General features: G+C 48.1%; 7 protein-coding genes. All 7 read right to left on the reverse strand.

What is annotated here, in order from left to right:
- Nucleotides 1-146: 146 nt before the first annotated feature.
- Nucleotides 147-440, reverse strand: coding sequence for a CRISPR-associated endonuclease Cas2 (gene cas2, locus JUI58_RS11785; protein ID WP_204103984.1), 294 nt, complete (start codon nt 438-440; stop codon nt 147-149).
- Nucleotides 441-446: 6 nt separating this feature from the next.
- Complete coding sequence (cas1d, locus tag JUI58_RS11790; RefSeq protein WP_204103985.1) at nt 447-1,424, reverse strand: type I-D CRISPR-associated endonuclease Cas1d; 978 nt, start codon at nt 1,422-1,424, stop codon at nt 447-449.
- A gap of 3 nt (nt 1,425-1,427) precedes the next feature.
- A complete protein-coding gene (gene cas4 / locus JUI58_RS11795; protein WP_204103986.1) occupies nt 1,428-2,021 on the reverse strand; it encodes a CRISPR-associated protein Cas4 in 594 nt (197 codons plus the stop codon).
- 117 nt (nt 2,022-2,138) lie between these two features.
- Nucleotides 2,139-3,161 carry a CRISPR system precrRNA processing endoribonuclease RAMP protein Cas6 gene (cas6, locus tag JUI58_RS11800; protein ID WP_204103987.1) on the reverse strand — a complete coding sequence of 341 codons (1,023 nt, stop codon included), beginning with the start codon at nt 3,159-3,161 and terminating at the stop codon, nt 2,139-2,141.
- 15 nt (nt 3,162-3,176) lie between these two features.
- Nucleotides 3,177-3,890, reverse strand: coding sequence for a hypothetical protein (locus JUI58_RS11805; protein WP_204103988.1), 714 nt, complete (start codon nt 3,888-3,890; stop codon nt 3,177-3,179).
- Nucleotides 3,887-4,822 (reverse strand): DevR family CRISPR-associated autoregulator, encoded by a 936-nt coding sequence (locus JUI58_RS11810; protein ID WP_204103989.1) that lies wholly within the window; start codon nt 4,820-4,822, stop codon nt 3,887-3,889. The genes JUI58_RS11805 and JUI58_RS11810 overlap by 4 nt, the downstream gene beginning before the upstream one ends.
- Before the next feature lie 32 nt (nt 4,823-4,854).
- A complete protein-coding gene (locus JUI58_RS11815) occupies nt 4,855-6,651 on the reverse strand; it encodes a hypothetical protein (protein WP_204103990.1) in 1,797 nt (598 codons plus the stop codon).
- Nucleotides 6,652-6,980 lie beyond the last annotated feature (329 nt).

The raw sequence follows: 6,980 nt of genomic DNA on the forward strand, positions 1-6,980 counted from the left end.
AAAGTCTGAAACTATTCAATTGTCAAGGTTCTGGCAACTTTGTACGAACCTCCCGGGATTTCGACCCCGCTAGGGGTTCGTACAAAAATCAAACATGAGTAAAATATAGCACGGCAAAAAACATCTCATGCAGGCTCGTAAAAAAACTACAAAATAATTGTTTCTTCTTTACGGGGAAACTCCGAACCGTAGACAATAGTACGCCGCAATGCCCCTGCATCCAAGACATAGATACGGATCGAATCCTCCGCAGGCAAAATTGTTATTTCAATGCCGTGCTGGAGTTGGACAAATTGTTTCGCATTGAGAAAACATTCAAAAACACTGTATTGTGTCCGCGTACCGTAACCTTCCAAGAGATCGGACAATCGCTTTCGGCGCTTATTTCCCTTCTTCGTACTGGGAATATCGTAGACAACGAGATAGAACAGATCGCTCATCAGAATTCAACGTAAATATAAAGGTTGATAGGGAATGTCCTCAAGCAAATGTCGGGCAAATAACCTTGCTTGTAACTCGATTGCTCGCCGATAAGTACAGCGATATTGAAAGACAGGATGGGAAAATTCCTCATTCATCTTGTCCTCAAAAGCCTTCAGAAAATCTTTCCGCGCCGAGTCCGACAGCCGACAGGAACCGAGAGAAGTCGAAAAATTCTCGGGTTTGAGGGTCTTGAGATGAATGAGCGATAACGCCAAACGATCGGCAACCAATGGGCGAAACTCCTCCATCAAATCCAAGACTAAAGCAGGTTGGCCGCGATTGGGTTCATGAAGAAAACCCACATAAGGATCCAACCCTGCCAGATGGACGGCGGCAGTCACTTGGACTTGTAAAAGGCTGTAACCAAAGCTCAACAACGCATTCACCGGATCGGCTGGGGGTCGGCGGTTGCGTCCATTAAAGTTCCAAACCGGATCGAAGAGTTCCCCCAAACTGGCAAAATAGTCCCGTGCGGCAATCCCTTCAATGCCTCGCAAGCGATCAAGAGAATCCATTGTCTTGACCTGCTTGGCGTAGGTTTTCAGAGATTTAGCATTTCCCTCACGTCGGCTAATAATCGCTGCTTGATTGCGAATTTTCGTGCGAACAATGGGTTTGATACAATTTAAGCGATCGCTCTCATTGCAATACAGGGCATATTGTGCCAAACGCAAGCGACCGTTACGAGAATAACCCGGTAAAGCCGAGCCGAGATATTTCCCAAAGATGGAAAGGTAATGAACGGAAATACCTAGATCGAGGGCATAAGTTAGGGCTTCTCCCGTAACTGTGGGATGACCCATGAGAACGATTTGTTCGATGGTTTGCGCCGGAACCACGCGCTTACTCCAAGAGCCATCTTCTTGCCCAATCGCGACTTTGAAGGCTTCTTGTTTCTTGCTTAAAACGGCTTTGGGTTGGAGGAGATAGAGAATAGGCATTTTTCAGTTATCAGTTAAAGCAGGAGGACAGGTGCGGAGATGTCGCACTTCTCGAGGGAGGCAAATGGAAACGAGACTACAGGCTTGACATTTTTTGGGGTGGTCGATGGGAGGGGGGATGGGAGAATCAACGGCTTGATGGGATGCGGCGATCGCGTCCTCGGTTGCTTGGTGCAATGCTGGGGTAAACTCAACGCGCTGTCGCCGTCGGTTGCCGTGATAAAAAATCTCACCGTAGGGAATCTCCTGTCCCGTGCGTTCTTCGAGACACAATGCCGCCGCACATAGTTGAAAATGGTCGTTGAGATGTCGCGCCATTTTTCCCTTTTTGTATTCCAAAGGAATCAACTGTCCGTCAATTTCTTCCACTGCATCGATAATGCCACGAATGCCGAGGCGATCGCTCCAAACCCATTGCTGGCGGCGAATGAACTTATTGCCTTCCACCGCTTCTCCCGGTTCGTTAATATTCTCGTGGAGGTATTGACCCAGTAGGATATGTTCGTTTTCCCGATTTTCCCCGAGGACGTATTCCAAATAAAATCGGCGGGGACAGTATTCCCACGCATTCAGCGCGTAAAGTAGTAATTCAGGCATATCAATATCATTGGATATGGTGGTAGTGGGAAAGTCTCGCTCACTAGACTAAAAAAAGCTCCCTAGATTGAGATTTTTTTATAGTGAGACGTATAAATCCCTAAAGACTGAGTAGAATCATCCCGATTTGCGAGGGACTGGACGCAAAGACACGCAACCCATTCCCTGTGCAGTTTTGCGTCCGATGCCAGAGAAAGGAGCATAAGCAGCCAAAACCGAAGCGATTGCGGCTTGTTCCGGGTCTGGAAACTCATAACGTACCCATCCCGTCGCACCGATTTGATAGGCTTTATTGAAATAAATCGCCTCGGTTTTCAGATCGTAAGCTGCTGTTCGTACTGACCAATCGGTGATAATGGGTAAGTGTAGGGACTCCGGTGCAAGGACATTCCAGCGCCTTAATAAACTGCCAAACACCAACTGAGGCCATAAAAACGGCTGAATGTTTCCATCTTGCTTAAAACTGGTAGGGGTATGAAAATTAAAGGCAATACTGGCGGTTGATTCAGTTGCGGCAAGGGTTTCCCACGTTGTTGCTTGAATAATCTTGAGTTGGGGATCGAGATAACAATCGGTTTTTACAAACGTACATCTTTTCCCTAAACTTTTTCCCGCGCCCCACAAAAACGAAGCGAGAATATCCCCCCGCAATAGAGAAATGTAAAGTTGCAATGTTTTACCGCGATTTCCCGTGCGATAATTCAGGCGGAGAGGCATCGGATCGGCTTTGTGTAAGGTTTCGGAAAGCACGGGATCGGCAGTTCTAAACCAATCGAGAACCGTTGCATGAAAAGCGCGAGAAAAATCCGTGCTTTTGGGAAAGACTTCATCCGCATGAAAAGTGAGGGAAAGGGTATGGAGGTCATCGCGATCGCTTTCAATGCCCGCCACATTATACGTTTTTTCCTGCCAGCGTACCGCCGCATTGGTGGCGGCAATGCCTGCCATTGTCCCCCGTAAAAGTTCCGGGTAATCCTCGCATTGGGGCAATGCCAACAGGACTTTCACCACACCGCGATCGCAAACTGTCGGGATGGGAATCGGGCGCACGGAAACTTCCGGCAGCCATTCCGAGAGTTCTGGGATTTCTCCTTGATGAGAAGCAGATAATAATGTTAAACTAAGACCGTTAATTGTCATTTCAGTTATCACTTATTATTCACAAAACCCCGTTCTTTCGTAGAGATCGTAACGAGCGCCAGAGGCAACCAGACGTAAAGGAAGAAACTGTTGGGGAACGATGCGATCGCTTCCCAGTTTAGCGCGTTGCGTGCTGAAGGGGTCGATCTTCTTAAAGGTGGTTTTGCTTCCCAGATCGTCCATCGGCTGCACGAGGGCAGCATCAGAGGCACATTGCCACCATTCCGGCGGTTGTGGGCTATAAGTCACGCGATCGGGCAAATATTGAAAGAAACAACCCCGTTTGCCAAAATAGTTAATCAGAGCGAAGGAATCCGCCAGATCTGCGATCGCTTCCTCACTTTGACAGCAAATTTGCAAACTGCCCTGATAATACAGCCATTCCCGGAAAACGAAACCGCCTTGTAAGGGGAGCGATCGGTGGGTTTTATTGATTTTATCCTCGGTTTGGTTATAATAGCGGAGTTTGTAACCGTTGCGGTTGACGGTAATGCGATGGGGGGGCAAAATTTTGATGTGTAGGTCGCGGATGCGCTGAAAGGGTGCGCGAATTTGCCGTTCTAAGGGTTCAGACTGTCGGGCATAACATTCAATCCAAACCCGCAACAGTGCCATCTTGATCGCGTAGGGCGTGGGAACTAAATTGGAACGTGCGGCCATGCTGGTGGCATCGGAACGTTTCAAGGAAAATAAACTGACGGGATCGTAGGCAACGCAAAGATAGTTCATTCGCTTTCCTCCCAAGGTTCCGCCAATTCCATGAGACGTTCGATACAATTGGCAAACTCCGCCACGTTCTCAAAGGGAAATAAATGGACGATTTCGCTGTTATGAATGCGATTGAGAGTCTCCGATAAGTTATAGATGCGATCGCGAAAATCCCTATCAAGCGGACTGACCATCGGTGCCGGACAGCGCCCCGTTGTCGCACTCAAAATCCCGAAAAACCCGTTAGGATGAGGTAAACAGGTGTTGCGTTTTGCGCCGTTGGATTGCAAGTAGGCGTACAGGACGCTTTTTAAGAGGGCATCGAGACGTTTTTTTCGTTCCGTTGCATCAATGCTGTAATTGAATTGGTGCGGGTTGTAACCAATGCGGAAGGCTTCGAGATGGGCGACGGTTGCATAAGCACCGGAACTGACTTGAACGTTATAGGGGACGGGATTTTCCGCCCCATATTTGGCATGAAAATAACTCTGGGTTTTAACGCGATCGGGAATGCCGACAATGGTGCCAAACTCTACAGTCGAATCGCGTTTGAGGGTTTGTCCTTTCTTCTCCGTTATCATAAATCCTTCGAGGTCACTGACGGCACAACGTTGCAAAATCTTAGCAATTTTCGCCCCCAGTTCCTTCTCTCCCCCATCGAAAAAGGGAGAATTGGCGCGATCGATATCGTAACCAACGCGATCGGGATCGAAGCGGGACGCACCTTCAGAAAGGGAGAGGGCATCGGCAAGGGCGATCCGATGCAGGTGTCCGGCTTGAATGTGTTTCAGCATATCCCCAGAAATACCATTCACCAGTTCGGGTTCGGAGTCCCCATCTCGGACAATATAATAGCGTCGGGTCAGGGTTTGATTGCCCTCGCTACCTTCATTATTGAGGGCGTGGAGTTGCAGCGATAGCACACCACTTAAAGAAATTGAGTAAATTTGCATCGTTTGTTATTTCAGTTATCAGTTATCAGTTATCAGTTATCGAGGGATTCGTCCGTCGTGTCGGGATTATCTTCAGTCCCTTGGGTACTCTCATCCTTACTTTTCCAACGGGCATAACCGTAAGCAATGAGTAAATTCGCTACGAGGGTGGCGTTGTGGGTGTCGAGGAGTTCCATCAAGCGATCTAGGTCTGCTGTCGTGGGTTGGACTCGTTTGAGCGATCGCCCTGTTTTCAAGTAATGTTCTTGCAAGCGCATATTTTCGTGGGCATATTTGCCAAGGAAATCCGAGATCGCGCTGGCAAATTCAATCTTAGAATTGGCTCGGGCGCTTAATTCTTGGGCAAGACCGTATTGACGCTGCCAATCTAAATCAATTTCACCATCTTTAGTGCGGATCTTGCCAGCATGGACGGTAGCTTGATTGATGGCTTTGGCAATACGAATAAAACTCGGATCGCGAACGATTTCGCAGATAGCGGTATCTTGTTTAACCATGAGATTTAATCCATCAGAGGAAAATAAACGAGGGGGAGGAGTTCGAGGATTCGCCAATCGCGCAACGACAAAATCAGCATAATGAACGGCAAAGGGGAAAAAGGAATGCACGCTGTGACCTGTGACGAAATCTCGATAGAGTGCCAGTAATTCACTATGACCGTCTTCTGCTGTCAGTCCTCGCAAAACTTGCAAGTGTTCTTCTATGACGGTACGATACTCGCTGCATTCTTCTGGGGCTTGCGGTCGAATCCAACCCGGCAAACCCACAGCAAATAACTCTTTCACGCCGTAGACTTGACCCTTACTGTTAAAATGCGTCCCTACCAGTTCCCCGATCGCTTCGGGAGGGGGAACAAACAGAAATCTGAATTCCTCACCTCCCCCCTGATTAAGGCGACTGGTGTGGTAATCTAACAATTCCAAGCACAGTTTGAGAATGGTTTCGCAATCGAACCTCGCCGCACCATGACCCCCTCCCGGTGGATTGTATCGACGCAGGCGATCGAGAACTTGACGGTAGGCGGAGAGGGAAATGTCCTTCGGGTTTGCTGCTACTACCCGCCAATCGTAGGTTCCTTCTGCCACTTTAACCCGTTCCGAGAGAGCGCATTCAAAGAAGCCACTGGCGATCGCCCACAAGGTTAACCAATCGGTTTTTTGCGAGTCCACTTTATTATTATCTGCTTTGGTGCGGTTGACTCCTTGTACGGCATTGGGCAGATAAATTTTCACCGAACTCACGGGTCGGGGTAAGGTTTCTCCCGTCCATTGCTGAAAAGTTTGGGCAATTTCCTCTGTCGGGAAAAGCAATCGCGGGCGATCGAGTGCCTGTAAAATTGCCGCAACCAAACAGCCGTAATGTTCCTGTCGCTGCCAACTTGCCAACCAAAGGCCGTTATGATTGCGATCGCAGCGTTGGGAGGTGAGAAAAACCCCGTTTTGGGTGCGCGGATCGGGGGGTGTGGGGGCAGATTCTTCATTGCCCAATTTTCCCTTACTGTGATAAAGTGCCTCTCGATAGACCTTGCGCCGTTCGCTGTGAGTCACGGTATTGAACGCGATCTCGCTGGATTCTTCGGGCATTTTGTCCCACGGTGTTTTTGCTCCTCGCACGGGGTAAAAAGGATGGATGTAAGTTAGTGCTTTGACTCCTTCGAGATCGAGAGGGCGATTGAGTTGGAGTTCGTAATGGGTAGCGCGATCAAACATTCGGATTCCCCCCATTTGTCCCAATTGACGCAAAATATCTTCTACCAGCCGCGCTACACCGAGGAGTAAAAAAATATCTCCATAGTGATTGAATGGTTTGAGCAAAAAAAACCTGTCCATGAGTGATGAAAAAACTTATTCGTTCTTGTTCGCTTTCTATTGTAGGATGCACTGGAAGAGACGACTTCCAATTTATTGAGTTGGCAAGCAAGATCGTTGTTCTCCGGACACGCTACGCGATCGCACTCCTTACCTTAATTTTTGATATTTTCTCAACATAAAGAAGAAACAATTATTTTGTAGTTTTTTTACGAGCCTGCATGAGATGTTTTTTGCCGTGCTATATTTTACCCATGTTTGATTTTTGTACGAACCCCTAGCGGGGTCGAAATCCCGGGAGGTTCGTACAAAGTTGCCAGAACCTTGACAATTGAATAGTTTCAGACTTT

Source organism: Spirulina sp. CCY15215, assembly GCF_016888125.1.
In the GTDB taxonomy this organism is placed as follows: Bacteria; Cyanobacteriota; Cyanobacteriia; order Cyanobacteriales; family Spirulinaceae; genus CCY15215.